Annotated in this window: 25 protein-coding genes and 6 pseudogenes; 17 read left to right on the top strand and 14 right to left on the bottom strand. The window is 66.9% G+C overall.

Features of this window, described 5'->3' with window-relative positions; all coding sequences use genetic code 11:
- Positions 1-109: 109 nt before the first annotated feature.
- Genes IPN02_06995 through IPN02_06985 form a run of 3 tightly spaced genes read left to right on the top strand, consistent with a single transcriptional unit; the run spans position 110 to position 2,363 of the window.
- Positions 110-946: an aldo/keto reductase gene (locus IPN02_06995; GenBank protein MBK9296582.1), complete on the top strand. Its 837-nt coding sequence runs from the start codon at positions 110-112 to the stop codon at positions 944-946.
- 14 nt (positions 947-960) lie between these two features.
- Positions 961-1,263 (top strand): hypothetical protein, encoded by a 303-nt coding sequence (locus tag IPN02_06990; GenBank protein ID MBK9296581.1) that lies wholly within the window; start codon positions 961-963, stop codon positions 1,261-1,263.
- Positions 1,260-2,363: a nucleotidyltransferase family protein gene (locus IPN02_06985; GenBank protein ID MBK9296580.1), complete on the top strand. Its 1,104-nt coding sequence runs from the start codon at positions 1,260-1,262 to the stop codon at positions 2,361-2,363. The genes IPN02_06990 and IPN02_06985 overlap by 4 nt, the downstream gene beginning before the upstream one ends.
- 38 nt (positions 2,364-2,401) lie before the next feature.
- Here the strand turns inward: IPN02_06985 and IPN02_06980 are convergent, their stop codons facing one another.
- The 5 genes and pseudogenes from IPN02_06980 to IPN02_06960 all read right to left on the bottom strand — a co-directional run bounded on the left by IPN02_06980 (position 2,402) and on the right by IPN02_06960 (position 6,467).
- Positions 2,402-2,677 (bottom strand): type II toxin-antitoxin system RelE/ParE family toxin, encoded by a 276-nt coding sequence (locus IPN02_06980; protein ID MBK9296579.1) that lies wholly within the window; start codon positions 2,675-2,677, stop codon positions 2,402-2,404.
- Positions 2,674-2,943 (bottom strand): type II toxin-antitoxin system Phd/YefM family antitoxin, encoded by a 270-nt coding sequence (locus IPN02_06975; protein MBK9296578.1) that lies wholly within the window; start codon positions 2,941-2,943, stop codon positions 2,674-2,676. The genes IPN02_06980 and IPN02_06975 overlap by 4 nt, the downstream gene beginning before the upstream one ends.
- Before the next feature lie 90 nt (positions 2,944-3,033).
- Positions 3,034-3,314: pseudogene (locus IPN02_06970) on the bottom strand (hypothetical protein).
- A gap of 96 nt (positions 3,315-3,410) precedes the next feature.
- Positions 3,411-4,844: a DUF222 domain-containing protein gene (locus tag IPN02_06965; GenBank protein ID MBK9296577.1), complete on the bottom strand. Its 1,434-nt coding sequence runs from the start codon at positions 4,842-4,844 to the stop codon at positions 3,411-3,413.
- 451 nt (positions 4,845-5,295) lie between these two features.
- Positions 5,296-6,467, bottom strand: a pseudogene (locus IPN02_06960) (aminotransferase class I/II-fold pyridoxal phosphate-dependent enzyme).
- Between IPN02_06960 and IPN02_06955 the strand changes: the two are divergent.
- Genes IPN02_06955 through IPN02_06945 form a run of 3 tightly spaced genes read left to right on the top strand, consistent with a single transcriptional unit; the run spans position 6,466 to position 8,506 of the window.
- On the top strand, positions 6,466-6,645 hold the full coding sequence (locus IPN02_06955) for a hypothetical protein (GenBank protein MBK9296576.1): 180 nt from the start codon (positions 6,466-6,468) through the stop codon (positions 6,643-6,645). The pseudogene IPN02_06960 and the gene IPN02_06955 overlap by 2 nt on opposite strands.
- 3 nt (positions 6,646-6,648) lie before the next feature.
- On the top strand, positions 6,649-7,365 hold the full coding sequence (locus IPN02_06950; protein ID MBK9296575.1) for a hypothetical protein: 717 nt from the start codon (positions 6,649-6,651) through the stop codon (positions 7,363-7,365).
- Positions 7,366-7,375: 10 nt separating this feature from the next.
- On the top strand, positions 7,376-8,506 hold the full coding sequence (locus IPN02_06945) for a PqqD family peptide modification chaperone (GenBank protein ID MBK9296574.1): 1,131 nt from the start codon (positions 7,376-7,378) through the stop codon (positions 8,504-8,506).
- Between the two features lie 52 nt (positions 8,507-8,558).
- Here IPN02_06945 and IPN02_06940 read toward each other — a convergent pair whose 3' ends face one another.
- The 4 genes and pseudogenes from IPN02_06940 to IPN02_06925 all read right to left on the bottom strand — a co-directional run bounded on the left by IPN02_06940 (position 8,559) and on the right by IPN02_06925 (position 10,334).
- On the bottom strand, positions 8,559-8,969 hold the full coding sequence (locus IPN02_06940) for a hypothetical protein (GenBank protein MBK9296573.1): 411 nt from the start codon (positions 8,967-8,969) through the stop codon (positions 8,559-8,561).
- A 335-nt stretch (positions 8,970-9,304) separates the two neighbouring features.
- A complete protein-coding gene (locus IPN02_06935; GenBank protein ID MBK9296572.1) occupies positions 9,305-9,685 on the bottom strand; it encodes a PIN domain-containing protein in 381 nt (126 codons plus the stop codon).
- Positions 9,685-9,924, bottom strand: a complete 240-nt coding sequence (locus IPN02_06930) for a hypothetical protein (protein MBK9296571.1) — start codon at positions 9,922-9,924, stop codon at positions 9,685-9,687. Before IPN02_06930 ends, IPN02_06935 begins: the two co-directional genes overlap by 1 nt.
- Positions 9,925-10,001: 77 nt before the next feature.
- A pseudogene (locus tag IPN02_06925) lies at positions 10,002-10,334 on the bottom strand (hypothetical protein).
- Positions 10,335-10,446: 112 nt separating this feature from the next.
- On the opposite strand from IPN02_06925, the gene IPN02_06920 reads away from it, so the two are divergent.
- The 3 genes from IPN02_06920 to IPN02_06910 all read left to right on the top strand — a co-directional run bounded on the left by IPN02_06920 (position 10,447) and on the right by IPN02_06910 (position 13,342).
- Positions 10,447-10,974, top strand: coding sequence for a nucleotidyltransferase domain-containing protein (locus IPN02_06920; protein MBK9296570.1), 528 nt, complete (start codon positions 10,447-10,449; stop codon positions 10,972-10,974).
- Positions 10,975-11,228: 254 nt separating this feature from the next.
- Positions 11,229-12,521, top strand: a complete 1,293-nt coding sequence (locus IPN02_06915; protein MBK9296569.1) for an ATP-binding protein — start codon at positions 11,229-11,231, stop codon at positions 12,519-12,521.
- 545 nt (positions 12,522-13,066) lie between these two features.
- Positions 13,067-13,342 carry a DUF2442 domain-containing protein gene (locus IPN02_06910; GenBank protein MBK9296568.1) on the top strand — a complete coding sequence of 92 codons (276 nt, stop codon included), beginning with the start codon at positions 13,067-13,069 and terminating at the stop codon, positions 13,340-13,342.
- Positions 13,343-13,530: 188 nt separating this feature from the next.
- On the opposite strand, the gene IPN02_06905 is transcribed toward IPN02_06910, so the two are convergent.
- The 3 genes from IPN02_06905 to IPN02_06895 all read right to left on the bottom strand — a co-directional run bounded on the left by IPN02_06905 (position 13,531) and on the right by IPN02_06895 (position 14,961).
- Entirely contained in the window at positions 13,531-13,911 is a 381-nt protein-coding gene (locus tag IPN02_06905; GenBank protein ID MBK9296567.1) for a PIN domain-containing protein, read from the bottom strand.
- Positions 13,911-14,150, bottom strand: coding sequence for a hypothetical protein (locus tag IPN02_06900; GenBank protein MBK9296566.1), 240 nt, complete (start codon positions 14,148-14,150; stop codon positions 13,911-13,913). Before IPN02_06900 ends, IPN02_06905 begins: the two co-directional genes overlap by 1 nt.
- 427 nt (positions 14,151-14,577) lie before the next feature.
- Entirely contained in the window at positions 14,578-14,961 is a 384-nt protein-coding gene (locus tag IPN02_06895; GenBank protein ID MBK9296565.1) for a hypothetical protein, read from the bottom strand.
- A 192-nt stretch (positions 14,962-15,153) separates the two neighbouring features.
- Between IPN02_06895 and IPN02_06890 the strand changes: the two are divergent.
- Positions 15,154-15,855, top strand: a pseudogene (locus tag IPN02_06890) (acyclic terpene utilization AtuA family protein).
- 136 nt (positions 15,856-15,991) lie between these two features.
- Here IPN02_06890 and IPN02_06885 read toward each other — a convergent pair.
- Positions 15,992-16,237, bottom strand: a complete 246-nt coding sequence (locus IPN02_06885) for a hypothetical protein (protein ID MBK9296564.1) — start codon at positions 16,235-16,237, stop codon at positions 15,992-15,994.
- Positions 16,238-16,281: 44 nt separating this feature from the next.
- Here IPN02_06885 and IPN02_06880 point away from each other — a divergent pair, with 44 nt between their 5' ends.
- The 5 genes and pseudogenes from IPN02_06880 (at position 16,282) to IPN02_06860 (ending at position 20,905) form a co-directional block, all read left to right on the top strand.
- Positions 16,282-17,811, top strand: coding sequence for a hypothetical protein (locus IPN02_06880; GenBank protein MBK9296563.1), 1,530 nt, complete (start codon positions 16,282-16,284; stop codon positions 17,809-17,811).
- Positions 17,808-18,805 (top strand): annotated as a pseudogene (locus IPN02_06875) (acyl-CoA dehydrogenase family protein). Before IPN02_06880 ends, IPN02_06875 begins: the two are co-directional and overlap by 4 nt.
- Positions 18,805-19,600: pseudogene (locus IPN02_06870) on the top strand (enoyl-CoA hydratase family protein). Before IPN02_06875 ends, IPN02_06870 begins: the two co-directional pseudogenes overlap by 1 nt.
- Positions 19,597-20,214: a TetR/AcrR family transcriptional regulator gene (locus IPN02_06865; GenBank protein MBK9296562.1), complete on the top strand. Its 618-nt coding sequence runs from the start codon at positions 19,597-19,599 to the stop codon at positions 20,212-20,214. The pseudogene IPN02_06870 and the gene IPN02_06865 overlap by 4 nt, the downstream one beginning before the upstream one ends.
- Positions 20,215-20,317: 103 nt before the next feature.
- A complete protein-coding gene (locus IPN02_06860) occupies positions 20,318-20,905 on the top strand; it encodes a nucleotidyltransferase domain-containing protein (protein MBK9296561.1) in 588 nt (195 codons plus the stop codon).
- A 261-nt stretch (positions 20,906-21,166) separates the two neighbouring features.
- Here IPN02_06860 and IPN02_06855 read toward each other — a convergent pair whose 3' ends face one another.
- Entirely contained in the window at positions 21,167-21,616 is a 450-nt protein-coding gene (locus IPN02_06855) for an AMP-binding protein (protein MBK9296560.1), read from the bottom strand.
- A gap of 202 nt (positions 21,617-21,818) precedes the next feature.
- Between IPN02_06855 and IPN02_06850 the strand changes: the two genes are divergently transcribed.
- Both IPN02_06850 and IPN02_06845 read left to right on the top strand, forming a co-directional pair.
- Positions 21,819-22,109 carry a nucleotidyltransferase family protein gene (locus IPN02_06850; protein MBK9296559.1) on the top strand — a complete coding sequence of 97 codons (291 nt, stop codon included), beginning with the start codon at positions 21,819-21,821 and terminating at the stop codon, positions 22,107-22,109.
- Positions 22,106-22,450 carry a DUF86 domain-containing protein gene (locus IPN02_06845; protein ID MBK9296558.1) on the top strand — a complete coding sequence of 115 codons (345 nt, stop codon included), beginning with the start codon at positions 22,106-22,108 and terminating at the stop codon, positions 22,448-22,450. Before IPN02_06850 ends, IPN02_06845 begins: the two co-directional genes overlap by 4 nt.
- Positions 22,451-22,815 lie beyond the last annotated feature (365 nt).

Raw genomic sequence — 22,815 nt, 5'->3', positions numbered from 1 at the left:
GAGGTGACCCGGTCGGCGATCTCGCTCCGTGCGCTGCGCCGGCACCGTTTGGGAGGTCACTGCGTCGGGTACAGACGCTGGCCCCCGACCCGCAAAGGAAACCCCTCTGATGAGCACGGTCCCCAACATCACCCTCAACGACGGGGTGCAGATTCCTCAGCTGGGCTTCGGGGTGTTCCAGATCGACCCGGCCGACACCGTCGACGTCACGCTGACGGCGCTGCGCGCCGGGTATCGCCACATCGATACCGCTCAGATGTACGGCAACGAGGCCCAGGTGGGGGAGGCGCTGCGGCACTTCGGCGGGGACAGCTCCGAGGTGTTCGTCACCAGCAAGCTCAACAACTCCCACCACGGCCGCGACGACGCGCTGGCGTCGTTCGAAACCACGATCAACGACCTCGGCGTCGACGCGCTCGATCTGTTCCTCATCCATTGGCCGATGCCCGACGTCGGCGACTTTGTCGAGACGTGGCGGGCGATGGAGGAGATCAAGGCGACCGGCCGCTGCCGCTCGATCGGCGTGTCCAACTTCCAGCCCGCTCACCTGAGGCGGCTGGCGGACGAGACCGACACGGCGCCGTCGGTCAACCAGATCGAGGTGCATCCGTACTTCGTCCAGGACGACGTGCGCGCCGCCAACGCCGAGCGCGGCATCGCCACCGAGGCCTGGTCGCCGATCGCCCAGGGCAAGGTGCTCGACGACGACACGCTGATCGAGATCGGGAAGGCCCACCACAAGACCGCCGCCCAGGTGACGCTGCGCTGGCACATCCAGCGGGGCGACATCATCTTCCCCAAGTCGGTGACGCCCAGCCGGGTGGCGGAGAACTTCGACATCTTCGACGTCGACTTGACCGACGACGAGATGGCCCGGATCACGGGCCTCGACCGGGACCAGCGGAACGGACCGAACCCCGACGAGTTCAACATGATCCCCAAGTGAATATGATCCGTTGAGTGTCAGCCCCCCCTCTTCGCTACCAGCGTGTTCACGGCATGGTGTTTCGTGCCCTGCACGGCCGGGCGTGGGTCGGTGCGTCGGGGCGGGACACGGTGGGCATCGAGGGGTCGGCCCTCTTCGTCTGGCTGGTGCTCGATGAGGCGGCCTCGGCCGACGAGCTGACCGAGCGAATCGGTGAGCTCTGGCCCGAGCTGGGCGAGATACGGGTGGCCGAGGTGCAGGCCGCAGTCGATTCGTTGGTCGACGCGCAGCTGATCGAGGCGGTCGAGCAGGCCGTCGCCCCGGCGGGCCTCACGTGACCGCGCCGGTCGATGCCACCGAGGCCGCGCTTCGAGCCATCGCCGGCTGGGGCCTGCCCGGGGCGCCGGGCATCGAACTCCCCCCGGACAGCGACCAGGCGGGTTTTGCCGGTCGGCTGCAACAGACCCGGCTGATTGGGCCGCTGCTGGCCGCCGCTGCGTCCGGCGATGTCGAGTTGTCGCCGGAGCTCGAGGCCGACTTGGTGGAGCGCCAGCACGGTGCCCTGCTGTGGTGCATTCAGCTGGAGGTCCGGCTGCTGGAGGTGCGCGACGCCTTCGATGCGGCCGGCGGCATCGAGCACTTGGTGATCAAGGGCCCGGCGATCGCCCATCTCGATGCGCTCGACCCGTCGGTGCGTACGTTCGCCGACGTGGACCTGCTGGTGGCGGCGCGGGACATCGACCGGGCGGTCGCGGTCCTCACGGCGATGGGAGGCACGCTGCCGTGGGCGGAGCGGCGCAGGGGCTTCGACCGGCGGTTCGCCAAGTCGGTCACCCCCACCCTTCCCGACGGAGTCGAGTTCGACCTGCATCGCACGCCGGCCGACGGAGTCTTCGGGCATCGCATCCCCCTCGAACGGCTCTTCGCCCACCCGGATCATTTCGAGATCGGCGGGGTGAGCTTCGGAGCGCTCAGCCCGACCCACCGCCTGCTGCACTCGGCGTATCACCTGCTGTTGGGGTCGCCCCAGCCGGCGCTGATGAACCTGCGCGACCTGGCCGGTTACCTGGCCAACGGCGGCCTCGCCCCGGAGGTGGTCGCCCCCGAGGCGGCGCTGTGGCGCGGCGGCGCCGTGCTGGCGATGGCGGTCGACCTGGTCGCCGAGCGACTCGGCGTCAAGGTTCCGGCGTGGACGGAGTGGCGGGCCGGTTACCGGTTGGACCCCGACGAGGTCGTGATGGTTGAGCGGCATCGGCGGGAGGGCTCCAGCCTGGGTCGGGCCAAGCTGGACGTGGCCCGGGAGATGTCGCTTCGTGATCGTGCGGCCTACCTCACCGCCCTCGCCTGGCCATCCAAGGCCCATCTGGAGGACAGATCGCTGCGCCGCCGGGACGCCCTGGCGTCACTCATCGGTGTTATCAGGCCGCAGTTGCGCTGATCCGGTGGGGCCGCACGCCGAAAGCATGAGTGGGGGCTCTACGTCGAGTACACGTCCCGGCGATGGGCGATCCGCAGAACGAACACCGCATGTTTCGTCTCATCGATGCGGTACACGATTCGGTAGGTGCCTCGTCTGGCGCTTCGACAGCCTTCGAGCTCGCCATGCAGCGGGCCTCCAACTCGTTGCGGATTGTCGGACAGCGGACCGTTGATGAAGTCGATCGCCGCAACTGCAACCGCCTCAGGAAGCCGTTCTTCGAGCGCTCGTGCCGCGGGACGCGAAAGCACGACGTTGTAGCTACCCTCGGTCACCTTTGACGGAGGGCAGCGATGGCGTCGGCGCCAGCGACGACATCACCATCGAGGATCGACTGCTCGGCTTCCGCCAGCTCGGCCCGGGCACCGGGCTCCGACAGGATGGTGAGCGTTTCCTCCATCGAATCGAGGTCCTCGGGGCTGATGAGTACGGCTGCGGGCTCACCGTTTTTGGTGATGGTCACCCGTTCGTGATGCTGCTGCACCCGTCCGATGACATCGGAGAAGTTGTTGCGCACGGATCGCACCGATTCAGTCGCCATGACACAATTGTGTCACGTAGCATGGGGCTGGTCAACGTCGCCGATACTGCGTCAACGTCTGAGGAACTTGATCGCTTCGGAGACTGCGGGTCACTTGGGCCCGAACACCGAGAGCGCAGCGAGAAGGCTGGTGGCAGCGACGATTGCCGTGAGGAACACGCCCTGCATCCGACGACCCGACTCCGCAAGGTCGGCATGGAAACTCGAGACGGTTGCGTCGAAGCGCAGATCTATGCTTTCCGTTACCTTGTCGAAGCGGAGGTTCATGCTGTGCTCGACCTTGTCAATCCGCAGGTCCATGCGTTCCTCGAGCTGGTCGAGGTCGCGTTTGGGGCGACGTCGGCCCATCCCACCGGTGGGAGCAGTTCCATCATCGTGGTGGCCCCTCGTTGATCCAGCGCTCCTGCGAGCTGTTGGTGTAGATGGTGGCGGTCGTCTTCGGTGATCGTCAGCGGGTTGACCTGTCCTTAGGCAGCGATGTGCGTTGGTCTGGGGTCGGTTGCTGAGCGCTGCGGTGGCGGGTGAGTTCCTCCGGTGTGGATTTTGGGTCCATTTGGGGTTGGGACGATCTTCAGGTTGTGTTCGTGGACGAGGTGGTGGTGTTTGGAGCACAACAAGCAGAGGTTGTCGAGATCGGTGGTGCCGTGTTGAGACCACCAGGTGATGTGGTGGACTTGGCACCATTCGGCGGCGGTGGCGCAGCCGATGCAGCCGCGGTCGCGGGCGGTGACGGCGGCTCGTTGGGCGGGGGTGGCGAGGCGTTGTGTGCGGCCCAGCCAGAGCGGTTGGGCGTTCGTGTCGAAGATGGCGGGGAGGAGTTCGGCGTCGCAGGCCAGCTTGGCGACCGCTTCGGCGGACAGCGGGGTGCCGTCGGGCAGCGATCCCCCGGCGAGAGCCTGACGGAGCGCGTCGTAGTTGGCGATGACCATCAGTTGGGTCGGGTTGGGCGCCGGCACTACTGGTGCCGGGCCGGGATCATCGTGCTTGGTGGGTTGGGGAGTGGGACCAGCTGTGTCGCCGGTGGGACCGGTGTCGCCGGTGGGACCGAAGTCGAAGCTCGGCTGACCGGCGGGCGCGTCGGCCGGAGCAGGGTGTTCCTCGGGCGTCGACGTCGCACCGCCGGGCGTGCTGGTCCCGTTGCCGGTGCTGGTGCCGTTGCTGGTGCCGTTGCTGGTGCCGTCGCACCGGACGTCACCGTTGCTCCGGGCGTCGGTGGTGCCGGTCGTGGTGCCGGCGTTCTTGGTGGTGTTGCGGCAGATGAGCGCTTCGAGGGCATCGGCGCGTCGTTGGGCGACCGCCCGTTTGTTGCGGCGGGCGGCGCCGGGTAGGTGTTCGGCCCGCCACAGTTGGTCGACCATCGTGGCCAGTTGGGTGGAGATGCGGGCGCCGGTGATCGGATCGAACTCGGCAAACAGCAGATGCATGCCGGTGTCGCCGTCGATCCACGTCGACGCCTTCCGGGCCTGCCGCTGGCGTTGGGCGTGGGTGTTGCCGTGATCGGGTGACCCGGCAATGTCTTCCTGGCGCATGGTGCGAGCGAACTCGTCGACGTCTTGGGACTTGGCCTTCTCCAACAGTGAGTCCTCGTTGTTTCGGACGTTGCGGGCCTGTTCGGGCTTGTCCATCCGAGACGCCAACGCCTCGGCCTGCCCGGCACCGATCTCGCCGCGTTCCAACGCCTCGCGGGTCTTTGGCAAGTGTGCCAAACCCTGGGCGGTCTTCGCCGCCTTACGAGCCTGGCGAGACGACATGTTGCCGGATCTGCGCAGCTGCTCGGCCACATCCCCGTCACGACGAGCCAACTCGGTAACCACCGCCGAACGGCGGGCAACCACCAACGCGTCCACCCTGGAGAGCGCAGCGATCTCGGCCTTCAACGCCCCGACGTCCAACTCCGACACGCCCGAGTCGACCGTGAGGCCCCCACACAGACAGCCAGCGTCTCGTGTCCCAGCGTCTCGTGTCCCAGCGTCTCGTGCCCCGGCGTCTCGTGCCCCGGCGTCTCGTGTCCCAGCGTCTCGTGCCCCAACGTCTCCTCCGGCACGTTTCGCCGTGCGTGCGGAGCCTTGTGCCGCCGTGCCTCCCGCGCCGTTGGTCACCGTCGTTTCGACCATGGATGTTCACCTCCCCCAAAGGAGCCAGCAACCCCACAACGAGAGTCGCTCTTCGTACGTGGACGGCGCCGCCCCAAGCGTCCGCTTGGACAACACCTCAATCATCGCGGCCTGCGTATCCCGTGCGTCTCCCCACCCGACGAGATTGACCGGTCCTGCGATGACCTACACACCATGGTACCGAACAGGCGTTCGACCGTCAACGGATTATCGCAAAAGTTTGGTTTCCCGAGATAGTTCAGGCGCGGTTGAGGAACACGCCGATCGAGGTGAGCACCCGGTCGAAGTCGCCGTCGGTCATGCCGCTGCCGCTGGGCAGGCAGATGCCGTGGTCGAACAGCCGGTCGGACGTGCCGTTGAGCACGGTCGGAACGCCGGCAAACGAGCGCTGCTGGTGCATCGGCTTCCAGGTGGGGCGGGACTCGATGTCATCGCCGTCCAGGTGCTCGCGCAGGTCGGCGGAGCTGAAGCCCGCCAGCGCAGGGTCGATCAGCGCGCAGGTCAGCCAGCGGTTGCAGAACCCCTCGTCGATCTCGGGCTGGAAGGTCACCCCATCGACGTCGCCCAGTACTTCGACGTAGCGGTCGAAGTACCAGCGTCGCCGGGCGATCCGCTCGTCCAAAGTGGACAGCTGACCTCGGCCGAACGCGGCCAGCAGGTTGGACAGCCGGTAGTTGAAACCGATCTCGTGATGCTCGTAGTGGGGGCGGGCTCCTTGGCCTGCGTGGACAAAAACCTCGCCCGTTCGATCAGCGCCTCGTCGGCGCCGACCAGCATGCCGCCGCCGGACGTGGTGATCAGCTTGTTGCCGTTGAACGACAGCGCGGCCACCCTGCCGAACGATCCACCCGGCCGCCCGGCGAGTGACGAGCCGAGCGCCTCGGCGGCGTCCTCGATGAGCGGCACGCCGTAGCGCTCGCAGATCGGTTCGATCCGTCGGTAGTCGGCGGGCTGGCCGTACAGGTCGACCGAGATCACGGCGGCCGGCAGCCGGCCAACCGCAGCCCGCTCCGCCAGCGCCCGCTCGAGCAGTTCGGGGTCGAGGTTCCAGTCGTCGGCCGAGGAGTCGACGAACACGGGCGTGGCGCCCACGTAGGATACCGCGTTGGCCGAGGCGGCGAACGTGAACGTCGACACGATGACCTCGTCGCCGGGGCCGACCCCCAGGGCGTGCAACGCCAGGTGCAGCGCAGCGGTGCCGCTGGAGAGTGCCACTGCGTGATCGACGCCGGTGACCGCGGCGATCTCGGTTTCGAATGCGGCCAGGTCGGGCCCGGCGGGTGCCGCCCATCCCGAGTCGACTGCCGCCATCAGCAGGTCTTTTTCGGGCTGGCGAACGTCGGGGGCCGACAAGAAGATGCGCGTCACCCCGGAGAGGGTACGCGGCTGCCGGAGTAGGGTCCGATCCATGCCGGTTGGAGAAGATGCACCCGGCGGTCGGGAAGCGAGGCGGACGACGCCGCCGTGGTTGTCGAGCGGGCTTCGCAGGCTGAAGACCGCGGGGCTGTACGTGCTGGTGTGCGTGGTGAGCTTCGTCGCGGTCGTCGTGCTGTTCAGCGTCGCCGAAAACCTGTGGCTGGGCCGCTGAGACGTGGTCGAGCGCTATCACCTGGTGCTGGCGGCGTGGGCGGTGGGGGCGGGGCTGTTGCTTGCCGCCACAACCCGGTTTGCCCCGTCGTTCGTGCAGCGTCGCCTGGTGGCGCTGGCCGGGCTGACCGGAGCCGTCCTCGGTGCTTGGAACGACCCTCGACGGTGGCCGTGGCTGGTGGCCGCTGCGCTGGTGGTGGCCTGGTCGGACGACCCCACCCGGCCGCATCCGCTGGAGGAGTGGGCGGCGCCGCTGGCTGTCGTCAGCCTGGTCGGTGTGTGGGCCTCGGTCCCCGATACCGAGCCTGCCCTGGCGGCGGGTGCCGTGCTCGCCCCGTTGGCGCTGGCGTTGGCCGTCACGCGCCGCCCGGTTGGTCCGGCGGGCACCGTCGCGCTGGGGGTGGCCGTCCTCGGCCCGGTGTGGGTGGGCTCCGCGGGATGGGGCACGGCGCTGGCCACGGTCAGCGCCATCGGGGTCGTGGTGGCCGCGCCGCTCGTCGACGGATTTCGTCGCGCCACGCTGTCGAGGGCCGGCTGGGCGGTGGTCGTCGTCGCGCAGGTGCTGATCGCGCTGCCGTTGTCGCGGGTGATCATGCGCCAGAGCGTGGTGGTGGCGGTGATGCTGTCGGCGATGGGCCTCACCGCTTCGCTCCTGGTGATGACGGCGGTTGTGGTGCCTCGTGTGCGGCCGCCTTCCGGGGCCCGCCCAGAGGACAACTAACCTCGAACGGGTGCCTCCCTTTCCCGAGCGTTCCCCCGGCGTGCTGTTGTCACCGATGGGCGAGCGGGCGATCGCCTACGACCTGATCACCGAAACCGCCCACCAGCTCAACGCCACCGCCGGCACGCTGCTGGCCGCCTGCGACGGCGAGGGCGACGTCGATGCTGCGGTCACCGCCTGGGCTGAGGATGCCGGCATCGACCGGGCAAACGTCGCCGCCGACGTGTCCGCAGGGCTGGCCATGCTCACCGAGCTGGGGCTCATCGGCCGGGACGAGCCATTCGACGCTCCGAAGCCGCCGGCCGGTTCGACCGAGGAGGCGGCCGACGGCGCGGTGACCGGGGGAGCGGTGACCGGCAGAGTCCACCCGGTGATCGATCACAACATTGCGCTGCGGGGCCCGCAGACCGAGGTGCTGGAGGCCCTCGACACGTTCCTCGGCACGGGGACCGACGCCGAGAAGCCGACCATGTTCTTCGATGTCCACGAGACCCCCGAGGGCGAGCTGGTGCTCGTCACCGATTACGAGTGGCGCTTTCCCAGCCGGGAGGCGTGCCTGCGCCAGCTGACGTCGGTGGTCAACGAGTACGCAGTGTGGACCCACAGTTGCGCTGCGTTCCACGCCGGGGCCGTGCGCTCGCCGGATGGACAGCTGGTGCTGCTGCCCGCACCGTCGGGCAACGGCAAGTCGACGCTGACCGGCGCTTTTGTGGCCGCCGGCTGGGACTACCTGGGCGATGAGGCGATCGGCGTGCGGCCCGGATCCGGGATGGCGGTGGGCTACCCCAAGCGGCTGGCGATCGATGCGTCCAGCCGGGCGGTGCTCAACCTGCCCGAGAGCGACGGCGGCGATCTCGACCCGGCCGAAATCAACGCTGATGTCGTTCGTCTTGACGGTGACGTCGGACCGGTGAACAGGGTGGTGCTGCCCACCTACGAGGAGGGTGCCGAGGCGACGTTGCAGCGGTTGGAACCCCACGAGGCCGTGGTCGAGTTGCTGGCCAACACGCTCAATTTGGCCCGGGCCGGGCAGGCGGCGCTGGACGCCGTGTGTGATCTGGCCGCAACGGTTCCGGTCGAGCGGCTGACCCATGGCAACGCCCACCGGGCGGTCGCGCTTGTCAGTACTCCGCGCCCATAACCCCAGAGACAAGCTGCCGACGCCTGTCGCTGCGACCAAGCGGTGTTGCGTTCTAGGCCTGCAGAAGGACGGCGACCAGGAGCGCCGCCATCGTGGCCAGCACACCGATCATTGTCAGGAACGCTGTGAACATCCTGCTCTCGAGCCGACGGAGTCCTGACTCCAGTTCCGCTTGAAAATCAGACCGAAGCCCGGACGTCTTGTGCTCGAGGTCAGAACGAAGCCCGGAGGTCTTGCGCTCGAGGTCCGACCGAAGCCCGGAGAGCTGGGTGTCGAGGTCGGAGCGGAGCAGCGAGAGCTTGGCATCGAGCAAGGCGGTCTGGACGTCGAGGTCGTTCTTGGTTGCAACATCGGCCCAACCGACCGGTGGGAGCAGTTCCATCAAGGTCGTGCCCTCCTTCTTTCCCAACAGCTCGTTGGCTCGTTCCTGCAGATTGTAGCGGTCCTCGTTGGTGATAGACACGGCCTACCTCCCATGGTCGCTTGACGTGGGGCAAGGCCTCCGGGGCCTGCGACCGGGCAACTTCCCGTTTGAGGAGGATGCAACGAGGTCACCCTACGAGTGAGTTGGGACAACGAAACTGAGGGGAAGATCATCCCCGTCGGGCTCGCTTTCCTGCGCGAGTTTGTGCTGATCGCATCGTGCCCGCCATGAAAGTGGAGCCTGCTTGGCGTCCCTCGGCGCCAGCCCAAGCATGAGCCCGCTCGCTGAGGCCCGCGCACACTTGGCCAAAGCTGAAGGAGTTGCGACGTGCTGGACCGCAGACAGGCCGCTTGCTGCGCAGAACGAGTTCTCCTCTACCAGGCTTCGACCCGCAGCTCGCTCATGGGGAAGTCCTGCACGTTCGCTGTGGCGAGGGAAGCCGAGATTCCAACTGCGGCCGCAGCGATGAGGCAGTCGGCTTGGTGCAGGGTGGTCCCCGCTGCGGCAAAGTCGCGACGCCACGTCCCGGCGAGGCGGCCTTCGGGAACGCCGAGCGGTGCCAACCGAAGGCCGCGGAACAGCCGCACAGCGTGGGCTTCCTCCTCAGAGTGGAGCCCGCGCCAGATCTCCTCGACCGAGATGGCGCACACCCATGGTTGAGTTCCCAGGCGTCGCAATCCGGCGACTCGATCGGCGGCCGGACGGCCTCGAAGAGCGTCGATGAGCACGGTCGAGTCGAGCAGCAGTCGCGCCATTATCCGGCGCGCCGGCCGTCGGCTTCACGTTGTGCGCGCACCCATGTGGCCGGGTCGTCATCCCAGGCGTGCCCCGAATCGGGAAGTGAACCGAGGGCCGATTCCACATCCTCCCAACGCGGGTCGTCCTCGAGCGCCTGACGAAGTGCCGCCTCGATGTAGGCGCTTCGTTGGCGGGTCCCGGCGCGCCGGTCGAGCTCTGTGACGAGGTCGCCGTCCAACGATATGTGCAGACGCATGTGCTCAGATTAGCCCACGGGGTCGGGCATCACACCCGGCAAATCCCCAGGCACCGGAGGTAGGTGAGCGTCGCCGATCAGCCTTCGTCGGCCATCTCGGTTCTGATGACGTGCTTCATGATTTTGCCGGACGGGTTGCGGGGGATGGGCCGGACGATCAGGTCGTGGGGCACCTTGTAGTGCGAGAGGCGTTCCCGTCAGAACTCCTGAACCTGGGGGAGGGTGATCGTTGTACCCTCGACCGGGGTGACGATTGCGACGATGCTCTCGCCGTAGGTGGGGTGCGGCCTCGCCACGATGGCGCAGTCGGTCGCGGCGGGGTGCGCTGCCAGGGCGTTCTCCACTTCGATCGAGTACACGTTGTGCCCACCGGCGATGATCATGTCCTTGATGCGGTCGGTGAGGGTCATGTAGCCGTCGGCGTCGGGTCGGGCCTCCGCCTGGGCGGCCGTGCTGTAGATGCCGCCAGAGCCGGAAGCGGTTCCGGTCGCTCAGCCGATGAGATGGTGAGGAGGGGTCGTCTTGGAAGTACTGGCGAGCACGTACGTGCCGTTATCAGGAAGGAAGGTGGCCGCCCTCTCGAACGGTCGGCTCAGTCAAAAGGGAACCAGCCTCGCCCTGCGGCATTTAGCGGAGCATGGCATCGTCCTCGTCGAGGATCACCCTCCGTCGAAGCTCTACACCCTCAACGAGCAACACCTTGCGACCAGCGGCATCCGGGCGCTGGCCGGTATGCGGAGTCAACTGATTGCGCAATTGAAGGATCGTCTCTGTCGGTGGGAGTACCCGCCGAGTGGGGCATGGCTCTTCGGCTCGGTTGCGCGGGGAGACGGAGGGGTCGCCAGCGATATTGATCTTTTCGTGATCCGGCCGGATACCGCAGATGGGGGAGATCAATGGGATGCCCAGGTGGATGAACTGACGGAGGCCGTCCGGAGCTGGACGGGCAATCCGTGCTCCATCGTTGACCTGTCGGAGGCGGAGTTCAGAGCTGCTTTTGGCCACTTCAACGCAGCTGCAGGTGCGAAAGAAGTCCTGGCACCGAAGTAGTGCTGCTGCGACGCAGAAAGAAGTTCTGCAACGGAGATAGTCCCGATTCGCTGCTCACTCGGCCCCCGTGCTGTAGATGCCGCCACGGCCGGCTTCGGTCTCGCGAGATGGGGATAGCGCTCGTTCTGCTGGATCTCGCCGAAGAGGTCGTAGCCTGGACGCGCCGGAACTGTAGCGTAGGACGCGCCGGAACTGTAGCGTAGGACGCGCCGGAACTGTAGCGTAGGACGCGCCGGAACTGTAGCGTAGACGCTGTGAGTTCGCACTCCCTCGCTGCTGAGCACTACCTGCCCCGGACCGTCGACGGAGAGCTGGACGAGCTGTTCACAGGAGCGGCCGCCATCTCACTCGAGGGTGCCAAGGGCGTGGGCAAGAGCGCCACGGCAGCGGAGCGTGCCACCAGGACCTTCCTTATGGAGGATCCTGCAGTTCGTGAAGCGGTGGCCGCCGCGCGGAACTTGCGGGGCACCGGGCCGGTGCTGATCGACGAGTGGCAACACCTGCCGATGACCTGGGATGTTGTCCGGCGGGCGGTGGACGCCGGTGCGCCTCCGGGCCAGTTTCTGCTTACCGGCTCGGCTTCGTCGTTCAGCCCGGGTAGTCATAGTGGCGCCGGAAGGATCTTGAAGGTGCGCATGCGCCCACTCATCCTCGCCGAACGTGGCCTGAGTTCTCCGACGGTCTCCCTCGCCGCCATCCTGACCGGCACCCAACCCGATGTGTCCGGCGAGACATCGGTTGGGCTGCCGGAGTACGTCGAGGAGATCTGCGGTTCGGGCTTTCCCGGCATTCGGGGACTGCCACAACGGGTGCGGCGCGCGCAGTTGCGCGGCTACGTGGACCGCGTGGTGGATCGCGACATGGTGGAGGCGGGACTCAGGGTCCGAAAGGAGGCGGCGCTGCGGCGTTGGATGGCTGCGTACGCCGCTGCGACCTCAAGCGTTGCCTCCTACGAGAAAATCAGGGATGCGGCAACGCCGGGGGAGGGCAACAAGCCCGCCCGCAGCACCACCGAACCGTACAGAAACATGCTGGAACGGCTGTTCATCCTCGATCCGCTCCCGGCTTGGCAACCCACCCAGAGCCACCTGCGTCAGCTCGCAGCCGCTCCCAAGCACCACCTGACCGATCCGGCGCTGGCCACAACCCTGCTCGGTCTCGGACCTGCATCGCTGCTGCACGGCGACCAGGGGCCGGTGCCTCGACCACAGGACGGATCGTTGCTGGGGGCGTTGTTCGAGTCGCTGGTCACCCTGGGGGTCCGCACGTACGCGCAGCGCGCGGAAGCGTCGGTTGGACATCTCCGAACCCACCGCGGCGACCATGAGGTGGACCTGATCGTCGAACGCGATGACGGGCGCATTGTGGCGATCGAGACCAAGCTGGCGACCACCGTGAGCCAGGACGACACCGTGCACCTTCGCTGGCTTCGTGACCGGTTGGGTGACGACCTGCTCGACGCCGTGGTGGTGACCTCGGGGCGCTACGCGTACCGCCGCCCCGAAGACGGCGTGGCGGTGGTGCCTGCGGCTCTGCTGGGCCCGTGAGCACTGGTCCCGACAGCTGATTGGCGCTCAACCTGCCCGGGAGCGGCAGTGGCGATCTCCCCATCGACCCGCCAGCTACGAAGGAGACCCCCGACTCGCTGGGGGTTATCGGCCACGGTCCCGTGATGAATGCGATCGCCGCAGCCGGCGACTGCCTCGGGGAGCCGCTCCCGCAGTGCCCGTGTCGCGGAGCGCCTCCTCCATCGAGTCCAGGTCTTCGCGGCTGATCAGCACAGCCGCCGGAGCGCCGTCTTGGTGATGACCATCCGTTCGTGCTGCTGCTGCACGCGACAAATGATGTCGGAGACGTTGTTGCGGACGGTTCGCACGGACTCGGTGGACGTGACGTAGTCGTGTCACACGACACCCCGGCTCAGATGCTTGCTGGCCGGTTGCCGCCGAAGGTATTGCGAGAGGTTCAAGATTTGCTCTAGTCGCATCGTTCGCTGGCGACCATGGCATTCCATGCAACCCTTGACCACGCCTTCCCAGGTACGCTGGAGGAAATGCTGGATCGAGGCGACGGCCGATGAGAAGGGGATGGGATGAAGGGCACTGACGAGTACGTGCTGGTCGACGTGACCGATGTGCGGGTGCTGTCTCGTTACGTGACCGAGCTGACGTTTGATGATGGATCGGTGAAGGTCATCGACCTGGAGGATTGGCTGACCGGACCTGACTTCGGCTGGTTGCTGGAGGACTACCCGGCGTTCTGCGAAGTGGCGGTCGATTCCGAGTCCGGCACGATTCGATTCTCGAATGGCGCGGAGTTTTCTCCGGCTGGTCTGTACCTGGCCGCCAAGGCGGCCGTCCCGGCCTAGATAGTGGCGCCGGGAGGATCTTGAAGGTGCGTTTGCGCCCGCTCAGCCTCGTCCTGCATCGCTGCTGCACGGCGACCAGGGGCCGATCCCTCGGCCACAGGACAGCTTCGCACGGGTTCGGTGGACATGACGCGGTTGCGTCACACGGTGTGAGGAGTCTCAACGAGTCGATGCCAAGCGAAGCAGCGCTACCAGGCTTCGACCCGGACCTCGCTCATGGGGAAGTCCTGCACGTTTGCGGTGGCCAGGGAAGCAGAGATCCCAACTGCTGCCGCAGCGATGAGACAGTCGGCCTGGTGCAGTGTGGTTCCCGCTGCGGCAAAGTCGCGGCGCCAGGTTCCGGCGAGGCGGCCTTCGGGGACGCCGAGCGGAGCCAATCGAAGGCCGCGAAAAAGCCTCACCGCATGGGTTTCCTCGTCGGGGTGGAGCCCACGCCAGATCTCCTCGACCGAGATGGCGCATACCCACGGCTGAGTTCCCAGGCGTCGCAAGCCGGCGACCCGGTCGGCGGCCGGGCGCCCTCGAAGCGCGTCGATGAGCACGGTCGAGTCGAGGAGTAGGCGGGCCACTATCCGGTGCGCCGGCTGTCGGCTTCACGTTGTGCGCGCACCCATGTGGCCGGGTCGTCGTCCCATGGGTGCCCCGAATCGGCGAGTGAGCCGAGGGCCGATTCCACATCGTCCCAACGTCGTTCGTCGTCGAGGGTCTGGCGCACCGCTGCTTCGATGTACGCGCTTCGTTGGCGAGTCCCGGCGCGACGGTCGAGCTCTTCGACAAGTTCGTCGTCCAATGTTATGTGCAAACGCATGTGTGGAAGTTAGCCCACAGGAATGGCATACCGCCCCGGTGGAACTTCTGCACTTCGATGCGGGTGGAGGGGCCGGGGCCAGGTGCAGGCGGTCGTTCCGCTGCAGTTCGTGAGCGGTGGTCGCCGCGCCCGAGCTGCTGCGGTGCCATTTCTGCTCACCGGCTCGGCTTCATCGTTCAGCCCGGGTAATCACAGGAGTACGTCGTGGAGATCTGCGGTTCGGGCTTTCCTGACTTACGCGCGGGTCGCAGAAGCGTAGGTCGGTCATCTCCGAACCCACCGGGGCGACCATGAGGTGGACCTGATCGTCGAGTGCGATGACGGGCGTGTTGTGGCGCTGGCGTTGGGTGCCGGGGTGGTCACGCTGCTCGCCCCGCCGGGAGCGTTGGCATCGCGTGTTGATGTGGCCCGCCGGTGGACTCGGTGATCAGCCTGGGCCCCACACCGACATGGCTGTCAAGAACGCTACGGCTACCGCGATGATGGGCACCAGGATTGTCAGAAGCTTGCTGATGATCCGGTCGGCTTGTGCGTCGATTCGTTTCTCGACCTTCTCAAAGCGGAGGTTGGTGCTTTCGGCGGCCTGGTTGAAGCGGAGGTTGGTGCTTTCGGCGGCCTGGTCGAAACGGAGGTTGGTGCTTTCGGCGGCCTGGTCGAAACGGAGGTTGGTGCTTTCGGCGGCCTGGTCGAAACGGAGGTTGGTGGTTTCGGCGGCCTGGTTCAAGCGGAGACTTGTGTTTTCGGAAATCTCGTCCAGCCGCGAGTCGACGTTGTCGAAGCGGAGGTCCACGTTCTGAAAGCGCAGGTCCATGCGTTCCTCGAGTTGGTCGAGGTCGCGTTTGGTGGTGACGTCGGCCCATCCCACGGGTGGAAGCAGTTCCATCATGGTGTTGGCTCCTCGTTCGTCGAGTGCTTCTTCGAGCTGCTGGTGGAGATGGTACCGGTCGTCCTCGGTCATCGTCATGGCATGTGCCTCCGAATCGATGGGTGGGGTTGATTCACCATACGGACGGGCAGTGACAGCCAAGCCGAGCTGGGCTCTGACGGTCGGACGTGCCAACCCCTGAGGAAAGCGCCGACCGACTCGTGCACGCTGGTGAGGTCGACCGATCCCGACCGGGGGTACGCCACGACGGTCGTGCGACAAATGGAGGACTGCCTCGGCCTGGCGATGGACGCTGGCGTCAAGATCGTCGTCAACGCCGGTGGGCTCAACCCGGCCGGGCTGGCGGACCGGCTGCGTGAGCTGTCGAAACGTCTCGGGGTCACGGCCGAGAACGCCCACGTCGAAGGCGACCGCCTCTTGGGTCGGGCCGACGAGCTGGGGTACGGGTCCCCGCTCGCCGCCAACGCCTACCTGGGGGCGTTTGGAATCGCGACGGCGCTCAACGCCGGATCCGACGTGGTGGTGACCGGACGGGTGACCGATGCCTCGTCGGCGGTCCGGCCCGCCATAGCCCCTTCGGCCGGTGGATCGACGATCTCGACGCGCTGGGTCAGACGTGGCGGGCATCCGCACCACCGCGGTCCGCGACGGCGACCACTACCTGGTCAACGGGGCGAAGACGTTCACCACCTCCGGGGTGCGCCAGCTACGCCACCGCGGCGGTGCGCACCGGCGGCGCCGGGGCACACGGCATCTCACTCCTGGTCATCGACACCGATACCGACGGGGCCGACCTCGACGCCGAGCAGGCCACCGCGGTAGGTGGGGGCGGCCCCAAGTACGTCGAGCGGCATCGCAGCCGGGGCAAGCTGCCGGTGCGCGAACGCATCGAGTTGCTGTTGGACGAGGACTCGCCGTTCCTCGAGCAGTCGGCGCTGGCCGCCTGGGTGAGCGACTACGCCGTCGGCGCCAGCGTGGTCACCGGCATCGGAGTTGTGTCCGGCGTGGAAGCCATGATCAGCGCCAGCGCCAGCGCCAGCGCCAGCGACCCGACGGTGCGGGGCGGTGCGAGCAACCCGTGGATCCTCAAGAAGGTGCTGCGGGCCAACGAGATCGCGTTGACCAACCGGCTGCCGATGATCGGTCTGGCGGGCCCGCCGCTGATGAAGACGGCGACGGGGTCGGACGTCGACGAGTTCAAGGCCTCTACGGGTCGTCGCTGGTCACCGGCTGATGCGCAGCTCCATGGCTATCCCGTCGGCATTCTGGCCAAAGCACGGGGAGTGCCCTTCAGCGAGGAGCACAAGGGCCGCCCAGTTCATTCAGCTGGCCAACCAGATGGGCTCCAAGGCCGAGGCGAAGGCGCTGATGGCAGAAGCCGGCGTGCCCGTGCTCGATCGGCTGGACCCCGACGGGATCACCGACGCCGACCTTCCCGTGCTGATCAAGGCGTCGTCGGGGGGCGGTGGTCGGGGGATGCGCGTCGTGGGCGATCTGGCGTCGCTGGCCGACGAGGTCGAGCTCGCCTCGGCCGAGTTTCTCGCCGATGAGTCGGGGAGGTTCTACTTCCTGGAGATGAACACCCGCCTCCAGGTGGAACACCCGGTCACCGAGGTGACCACCGGCACCGACCTAGTCGCACTCCATCTGAACGTGGCCGACGGCGGCACCCTCGACGAACACCCGCCGTCGACCGCCGGGCATGCGATTGAGGTGCGGCTGTACGCGGAGGAACCGGCCGAGAACTACCAGCCCCAAAGCGGCACGCTGCATCGCTTTGCCGTGCCGGGTGTGGCCACCGAATTCAAGCTGCCGCCCGGCTTCGACGTCGGCGGCAGCTCGGGCATCCGCCTCGACAGCGGCGTTGAGGACGCCTCGGTCGTCGGCACCCACTACGACCCGATGCTGGCCAAGCTCATCGCCTGGGCCCCCACCCGCACCGAGACCACCCGCCGCCTGGCTGCGGCGCTCCGCAACGCCGCCATTCACGGCGTCCGCACCGACCGGGCACTGCTCGTGAGAATCCTGGATCACCCGGCGTTCCAGGCTGGCGACACAGACACGGCCTTCCTCGACCGTCATGAGCTGCCAGCGCTCAGCGTACCGCTCGCCGACGAGGAGGCCACGTCGCTGTCGGCCCTTGCGGGCGCCCTCGCGCTGGCGGCAGACAACCAGCGTGCCGCAACCGTGCTGGCGGGCCTGCCGAGCGGCTGGCGCAACGTCGTGTCCCAACCCCAGCACAAGTCGTTCCACCTCCTCGACAGGACGGTGGCCGGGACGGCCGAGCCGGACCGACACGATCGACGCATCGACGTGTTCTGCCGGGTCACGCGGGATGGACTGCAAGCCGACGCCTTCGATGCCGTGGAACTCGTCTCGATGGCTCCCGATCGGGTGGTGCTGCGAACCGCCGGCGTGCAGCGCCGCTTCGAGGTCGCCATCTACGGGGATGCTGCGACAGACGGGCGCCTCGTGTACGTCGACTCCCCGCTCGGACCCGTTGCGCTGGAGACGGCCAGCCGGTTCCCCAGCGCGGACGACCAGAGCGCTCCGGGGTCGCTGTTGGCGCCCATGCCGGGTTCGATCGTGCGCATCGCGGTCGCCGCGGACGACGAGGTCGTCGCCGGGCAGCCGCTGATGTGGCTGGAGGCGATGAAGATGCAGCACCAGATCTACGCGCCGGTCACCGGCACGATCACCGAAGTAGACGTCACCGAACAACGACAGGTCGAGGTGGGCGTCGTGCTTGCCGTCGTCGCTGAGGAGAACGCATGAGCTTTGCCGAAACAGCCGAACAGATGGCGCTTCGTCAGGCGGTCGCCCAGCTGGGTGGCTCCTACGGCTACGACTACATGGTCACCAAGGCCCGCGCCGGAGGTGACATGTCCGAGCTGTACGCCGAGGCGGGCAAGCTCGGGTACCTGGGGATCAACCTGCCCACCGAGTACGGCGGCGGTGGCGGCGGCATGTACGAGCTGGCGATCGTCGAGGAGGAGTTCGGCGCCGCACCGCATCACCACCACCGCCCGTCGCGACGGCGACGACTGGATACTCAACGGTGCCAAGACCTACATCTCCGGCGTCGACGTCGCCAGCAACGTGCTGGTGGTGGCCCGAACCGAGGACTCGACCACCGGCGCCCTCAAGCCGGTGCTCTTCGTCGTGCCCACCGGCGCCGCCGGGCTGGAGTACACCAAGATCGAGATGGACATCATCAGCGCCGATCGGCAGTTCAGCGTGTTTCTCGATGACGTCCGGCTGCCCGCCGACGCGCTGGTGGGCGCCGAGGACGCGGCGATCGACCAGCTGTTTGCGGGGCTCAACCCGGAACGGATCATGGCCTCGGCGTTTGCGGTCGGCATGGCTCGCTACGCGCTCGGGGTGGCCACCGAGTACGCGAAGGAGCGGGTGGTGTGGCGCGACAAACCGATCGGATCCCATCAAGGCGTTGCGCACCCGCTCGCGCAGGCCCACATCGAGGTGCAATTGGCGAAGCTGATGATGCAGAAGGCCGCGACGTTGTACGACCAGGGCGACCACATGGGTGCGGGTGAGGCGGCCAACATGGCGAAGCACGCGGCCGGTGAGGCCGGCACCCCGGGCGGTCGATCAGGCGGTGCAGACTCTGGGTGGCAACGGCCTGGCCAGCGAATACGGGCTGGGCGCACTTATCGCAGCATCCAAGCTGTCGCTCATCGCGCCGGTCAGTCGGGAGATGATCCTCAACTTCGTCGCCCAGCACAGCCTGGGCCTGCCAAAGTCGTACTGATGGACACCTCCCCAAGCACCGACCCGTCCTCAGCCGAGGCGCCGCTCGTGCTTCGTCACGACGCCGACCGGATTGCCACGCTCACGTTGGATTCGCCGGAGAACCGCAATGCGTTGAGTTCCCGGCTGGTCGGAGAACTCGCCGGGCATCTTCGCGACATCGAGGCCGACGACACCGTCCGCGCCGTCGTGCTGACCCACACGTCCAACACGTTCTGTGCCGGTGCCGACCTCGCCGAGGGTGCACGCGAGGGCGGACCGGCCAAGGGGGTGGCGCGTCTGGTGGCGTTGTTGCGCCAGATCGTCGAGCTGGACAAGCCGGTGGTGGCCAAGGTGGAGGGCAACGTTCGTGCGGGCGGTCTGGGACTGTTTTGCGGCCTGCGACGTCTCCGTCGCCGGGTTGACGTCGAGTTTTGCGCTCACCAAGGCCCGGCTGGGCCTGTCGCCCGCGGTGATCTCGCTGACGGTGTTGGCCCGCCTGACCGACCGGGCGGCGTCGCGGTACTACCTCACCGGCGACCGTTTCGACGCTGCCGAGGCGGAACGTATCGGGCTGGTCACGATCGCAACCGAGGATCCCGACGAGGCGGTCGCCGGGTTGGCGGCGTCGTTCCGGAAGTGTTCGCCGCAGGGCCTGGCCGCCTCCAAACAGCTCGCCACCCACCGGATCCTCGCAACGTTCGATTCCGATGCGGAGCGGCTGATCGAGAGGTCCGCTGCGTTGTTCTCGTCGGAGAATGCCCAGGAAGGCATCGCATCGCGTCTGGAGCGGCGGCCACCACGCTGGGCTGAGTGACCTACACTGAACCTTCGCTGAAGGGCCCGAAGCAGGATCGAAGCCGGGCGACCCGCCTGGCGTTGTTGGAGGCCGCCGTCGGCTCTCTTGCCGAGGTGGGCTGGTCGGGCAACACGGTGACGGTGGTGGCCGAGCGGCGCGGGGTGTCCAGGAGGGCGGCACAGCGCCATTTCCCCACCCGCGAGGACCTCTTCATCGCTGCGGTCGAACACATGACCGAAGCCCGCACCGGGGAGATCCGCCGCTACATCGAGGATCACGGCGACGATCCGATCTCCACTCGCAACGTGGTGCAACTGGTGGTGGACATGCACACCGGTGAGTTGTTCCGGGCGGCCCTGGCCCTGTGGGTGGCCTCGGCTGCGGAGCCGCAGCTGCGCGAACGGGTCGTCATCCTCGAGACACGGATCGGCCGTCAGGTACACCGGGCCACCGTCCAGTTGCTCGGCGTCGACGAGCAGGAGGCGGGGGTACGGCCGCTGATCCAGGGGATCCTCGACATGGCACGAGGCCTGGGGCTGGCCAACCTGCTCGGCGACGACCGCCAACGCCGCGCACCGATCATCGCCCAGTGGTCCGCATTGCTCGACGGCGCGCTCGACCGTTCAGGCTGAGATGTCGGGTCGGGCCTCCGCTTGGACGGCCGTGCTGTAGATGCCGCCAGAGCCGGAAGCGGTTCCGGTCGCTCAGCCGATGAGATGGTTGCGAGGGGTCGTCTTGGAAGTACTGGCGAGCACCTACGTGCCGTTGTTAGGAAGGAAGGTGGCCGCCCTCTCGAACGGTCGGCTCAGTCAAAAGGGAACCAGCCTCGCCCTGCGGTATCTAGCGGAGCATGGCATCGTCCTCGTGGAGGATCATCCTCCGTCGAAGCTCTACACCCTCAACGAGCAACACCTTGCGACCAGCAGCATCCGGGCGCTGGCCGGTATGCGGAGTCGACTGATTGCGCAGTTGAAGGATCGCCTCCGTCGGTGGGAATACCCGCCGAGTGGGGCATGGCTCTTCGGCTCGGTTGCGCGGGGAGACGGAGGGGCCGCCAGCGATATTGATCTTTTCGTGATCCGGCCGGATACCGCAGATGGTGGCGATCAATGGGATTCCCAGGTGGATGAACTGACGGAGGCCGTCCGGAGCTGGACGGGCAATCCGTGCTCCATCGTTGACCTGTCGGAGGCGGAGTTTGCTCGGTTGGATGCGAACGGCGAACGGTTGGTTGACGAGGTACGCCGAGACGGTATCCATTTGATCGGGGAGTGCGACCTTGGCGTTCCTCGGCACCAGCCCACGCATGAGCCCGCTCGCTGAGGCCCGCGCACACTTGGCCAAAGCAGAGGAGTTTCTGCAGGTGGCCGAGTTAAGCGTTGGTCTTGGCCACTTCAGCGCAGCTGCAGGTGCGAAGAAGTCCTGGCACCGAAGTAGTGCTGCCGGTGCCACGCAGGCAGAAGTTCTGTAGCGGAGATAGTCCCGATTCGCTACTCACTCTGCCCAGGCCCTGGCCATCTCGGAGAGATTCCGTTCACTGGCGTCGATTCGTTCCTCGACCTTGGCGAAGCGTTGGCTCCTCACTCAGTCGGCGTCGGCCATCTCCGAGCGGATGACGGGCTCCATGATCTTGCCGGAAGGGTTGCGGGGGATCGGACGGACGATCAGGTCGTGGGGCACCTTGTAGTGCGAGAGGCGTTCCCGACAGAACTCCTGTACCTGGGGGAGGGTGATCGTGTCCTTGATGCGGTCGGTGAGGGTCATGTACCCGTCAGGGTCGAGCCGGGCGAGGTCGCCGGTGTGCAGCCAGCCGTCGACGATGGTGACGGCGGTCTCCTCCGGTTTGTTCCGGTAGTTCTTCATGATCGTCTCGCCGCGCAGCAGCATCTCGCCGGTGTCGCCCGGTTTGATGTTGTTGCCGTCGGCGTCGGCGATGCGCCAAAGAGGCCGGTGCGCCAGGCGGTCAAGTCGCGGTCGGCGAGGTCGGACGGCGGCCAGCAGAAACTGGAACATCGTTGCCACGCCGAAGAACATCGTGATGTGCTCGGACACATCGTGTCGAGCACCTCGGTGGGATCGAAGCTGCCGAGCACCACGTGCTTGGCGCCGATCAGCGTGCCGGGCATCAACATCAGGCACAGCTCGGCAGCGTGGTACAGCGGGGCCACGTCATTCTGGCTGATGCTGCTCCTCGAATCCGAGCTGCCAGGGCGCTTGCCCGCGGTATCCTGACGTGATGGGCCCGAGGCGCAAGTTGGTCGAAGAGAACCGGGACGCGATTGCGGCCGCGGTCCGGCGGCACCGAGGCACGTCCGTGGCCATTTTCGGATCGGTCGCCCGCGGCGATGATGGCGAGGGGAGCGATATCGACTTCTTGGTCGAGTTCGCGACGGACAGCTCGCTGTTTGATCTGCTCCACCTGCAGGACGAGTTGGAGAGCATCCTCGATTGCCCGGTTGACGTGGTTTCCGCCGGGGGTCTCAAGGAACGCGATGATCACATCCGTCGCGAGGCGGTTGGCCTGTGAGTCGCAGCGACATGCAGCGCATCGCCGACATGCTCGAGGCGGCAGCCGAACTGGCTCAGATCGTGCGCCGAGGTCACGAGGAGTTCATGGCGAACACGATCCTCCAGCGTGCAGCTGAACGGCTTCTTGAGATCATCGGCGAGGCAGCGAACGTTATCGCCGACGATACGGCAGCGGATTTTCCGAGAGTTGCCTGGCGCGACATTGCGAGGCTGCGTATCGTTCTCGCCCACCACTACCACCGGGTCGACTCTGAGCAGGTGTGGGCCATTGCGAGTGACGAAGTGCCAAAAATGGTCGAACTCCTTGGCTCAGGGCCAAACCCTGGGACCCACCGGTAGCGGCGGTCGACGATGTGGCGATCGGTGCCGTCCACCCGGTGATCGACTACAACATCGCGTTCCGCGGCCCGACCCGAAGCTGCTCGACACGCTGGACGAGTTCCTGGGCACAGGAACCGTCGGCGAGAAGCCGACGATGTTCTTCGACGCCCATGAGGACGGCGACGGGCAGTTGGTGCTCGTCACCGACTACGAGTTGAAGTTCCTCAGCCTGGGGCCCCGCCTGCGTCAGCTCACGTCGGTGGTCAGCGAGTATGCGGTGTGGACTCACAGCTGTGCGGCGCTGCACACCGGTGTGGTCCGTTCGCCCGAGGGCGAGGTGGTGTTGTTGCCCACCCCATTGGGGGACGGCAAGTCGACGATCA

The sequence above is a fragment of the Candidatus Microthrix subdominans genome, from assembly GCA_016719385.1.
GTDB lineage: Bacteria > Actinomycetota > Acidimicrobiia > Acidimicrobiales > Microtrichaceae > Microthrix > Microthrix subdominans.
Note: the sequence above shows the minus strand (reverse complement) of the source record. Positions and strands in the feature narration are given on the sequence as shown.

Excerpts from the sequence above, each read along its gene's own strand:
- IPN02_06910 (MBK9296568.1), top strand. The coding sequence starts at position 13,067 with ATGAAGGGCACTGACGAGTACGTGCTGGTCGACGTGACCGATGTGCGG.
- IPN02_06895 (MBK9296565.1), bottom strand. The coding sequence starts at position 14,961 with ATGGACCTGCGCTTTCAGAACGTGGACCTCCGCTTCGACAACGTCGAC.
- IPN02_06880 (MBK9296563.1), top strand. The coding sequence starts at position 16,282 with ATGGCTATCCCGTCGGCATTCTGGCCAAAGCACGGGGAGTGCCCTTCA.
- IPN02_06855 (MBK9296560.1), bottom strand. The coding sequence starts at position 21,616 with ATGTTCTTCGGCGTGGCAACGATGTTCCAGTTTCTGCTGGCCGCCGTC.
- IPN02_06955 (MBK9296576.1), top strand. The coding sequence starts at position 6,466 with ATGCCGGTTGGAGAAGATGCACCCGGCGGTCGGGAAGCGAGGCGGACG.
- IPN02_06930 (MBK9296571.1), bottom strand. The coding sequence starts at position 9,924 with ATGCGTCTGCACATATCGTTGGACGGCGACCTCGTCACAGAGCTCGAC.
- IPN02_06975 (MBK9296578.1), bottom strand. The coding sequence starts at position 2,943 with ATGGCGACTGAATCGGTGCGATCCGTGCGCAACAACTTCTCCGATGTC.
- IPN02_06900 (MBK9296566.1), bottom strand. The coding sequence starts at position 14,150 with ATGCGTTTGCACATAACATTGGACGACGAACTTGTCGAAGAGCTCGAC.
- IPN02_06935 (MBK9296572.1), bottom strand. The coding sequence starts at position 9,685 with ATGGCGCGACTGCTGCTCGACTCGACCGTGCTCATCGACGCTCTTCGA.
- IPN02_06850 (MBK9296559.1), top strand. The coding sequence starts at position 21,819 with ATGGGCCCGAGGCGCAAGTTGGTCGAAGAGAACCGGGACGCGATTGCG.
- IPN02_06995 (MBK9296582.1), top strand. The coding sequence starts at position 110 with ATGAGCACGGTCCCCAACATCACCCTCAACGACGGGGTGCAGATTCCT.